The organism is Vibrio sp. D54, from assembly GCF_021728075.1.
Taxonomy (GTDB): domain Bacteria; phylum Pseudomonadota; class Gammaproteobacteria; order Enterobacterales; family Vibrionaceae; genus Vibrio; species Vibrio alginolyticus.
In genome coordinates, this window is record NZ_JAKKCS010000051.1 from 1 (window position 1) to 2,235 (window position 2,235).

The window sequence follows — 2,235 nt, forward strand, 5'->3', positions numbered from 1 at the left end:
TTAACATATATGTATACATACATGTATATATGTGAATATATGGGGTAGAGTTTTAGTGTAGAAATGTTTAATTTCATGTAAACAAAGTAGACTAAAACTATTTGTTGCAAGTTTACGTTTTGCTATATATATAGAGAAGGTAGTTGTGGCCTCACACTGAGTGTATACAGATATATTTAATTAGTTGACGCAGATATATACTAATTACTGTATTATGCGTGTACATTAACACTGTACGCGATTTCATATTATTCTTTATACAAGTGTGTTGGCTTAACTTGATATTGTAAATGCAATCTGATGTGCAGCTATGCATGTCTATAGAACCGAAAGTCCTACTTTACAATTATCCATAGGATATATGAAAGTGGATTTTCTGAACTAATTAAATTTAGTTAAACAAACACAAAAATTGACATGCAGCTTGCTGGGTGTCAAGGCGAATAACGACATGGGTGCATGTTGGATGACCATGTACGTAGCAGATCCATATACCAATGGTGATGTTACAAACAATTAATACAATGCTGATTTGTTAACAAATTGACTATAACACAAAACAAATCAAATAAAGCATTGTTAGTACTCCCTGAGTACTATACAATGAATATATGAAAGTATATTCATTGATAAATATCTGGTTGATCCTGCCAGTAGTCATATGCTTGTCTCAAAGATTAAGCCATGCAAGTGCCTGTACACGCCTCCTAAAATGGTAAAACCGCAAAAAGCTCATTAAATCAGATATGGTTCCTTGGATCATACTATACCTACTACAGGGATACCTGTAGTAATTCTAGAGCTAATACATGCCTCGATGCCCTGATTCGCAAGATGAGGGGTGCAATTATTAGATCGCAAGCCAATACGGAGAAATCTGTATACTTGTGATGACTCTGGATAATTAAGTATGATCGCAGTCGGCTTTCAGTCGGCGATGGATCCATCAAATGTCTGCCCTATCAACTAATGATGGTAGGTGTTATGCCTACCATGGTTATGACGGGTAACGGGGAATCAGGGTTCGATTCCGGAGAGGGAGCCTGAGAAACGGCTACCACATCCAAGGAAGGCAGCAGGCACGCAAATTACCCACTCTCAGATAGAGGAGGTAGTAAAGACAAATATCGATGCGGGACTCATTCGAGGCTCTGCAATCGAAATGAAAGCAATATAAATCCTACAATGAGGATCTATTGGAGGGCAAGTCTGGTGCCAGCAGCCGCGGTAACTCCAGCTCCAATAGCGTATATTAAAATTGCTGCAGTTAAAAAGCTCGTAGTTGGATCTGGGCAATGATCTGAAGGCTAGTGATTATTTTTCCATGAATTTGGATTGATAGTTGTTAGTTGTTAGGATCTTGCTTAATAGCTGTGTCTTTATATTAGTTAACGCTAATATTTAGATGATATTGGGTGATGCGGCTTCTCCTGTAATGGGAGAGGTGCTAGCCTGATATTATGTCAGGTAATGCTCTTCATTGAGTGTTCTTGGCGGACAGCACGTTTACTTTGAACAAATTTGAGTGCTCAAAGCAGACACCCTGTGTCTATAAAGTCTTGCATGGAATAATGAAATAGGACTTCGGTTCTATTTCGTTGGTTTGATAGACCTGAAGTAATGATAAATAGAGACTGACGGGGGCATTTGTATGGCAGCGCGAGAGGTGAAATTCATGGACCGTTGCCAGACAAACTAAAGCGAAAGCATCTGCCAAGTATGTTTTCATTTACCAGGAGCGAAAGTCAGAGGTTCGAAGACGATCAGATACCGTCCTAGTTCTGACCATAAACGATGCCATCTGATAATCCGTGATCTCTCCATTTACGTGGGATCACGGGCAGTCCCCGGGAAACCTGTAAGTCTATGGGTTCCGGGGAAAGTATGGTTGCAAATCTGAAACTTAAAGGAATTGACGGAAGGGCACCACCAGGAGTGGAGCTTGCGGCTTAATTTGACTCAACACGGGAAAACTCACCCGGGCCGGACACTATGTGGATTGACAGATTGATAGCTCTTTCATGATTCGGTGGCTAGTGGTGCATGGCCGTTCTTAGTTCGTGGTATGAGTTGTCTGGTTAATTCCGTTAACGAACGAGACTCCATCCTGCTAATTAGTAGGCGGATAAACTTGTGTGGTCACCTATAATGTCGCCTTCGTGTGTCATTATAGAATCATATAAGTCCGTTTTACTTCTTAGAGGTACAGGTGGATAAACAAAAACCACATGAAAG

1 rRNA gene is annotated in these 2,235 nt (G+C 40.3%); it reads left to right on the forward strand.

The features are described 5' to 3' along the window. Window positions 1–629: 629 nt before the first annotated feature. Window positions 630–2,235, forward strand: a 16S ribosomal RNA gene (locus L3V37_RS24285); the annotation flags it as partial.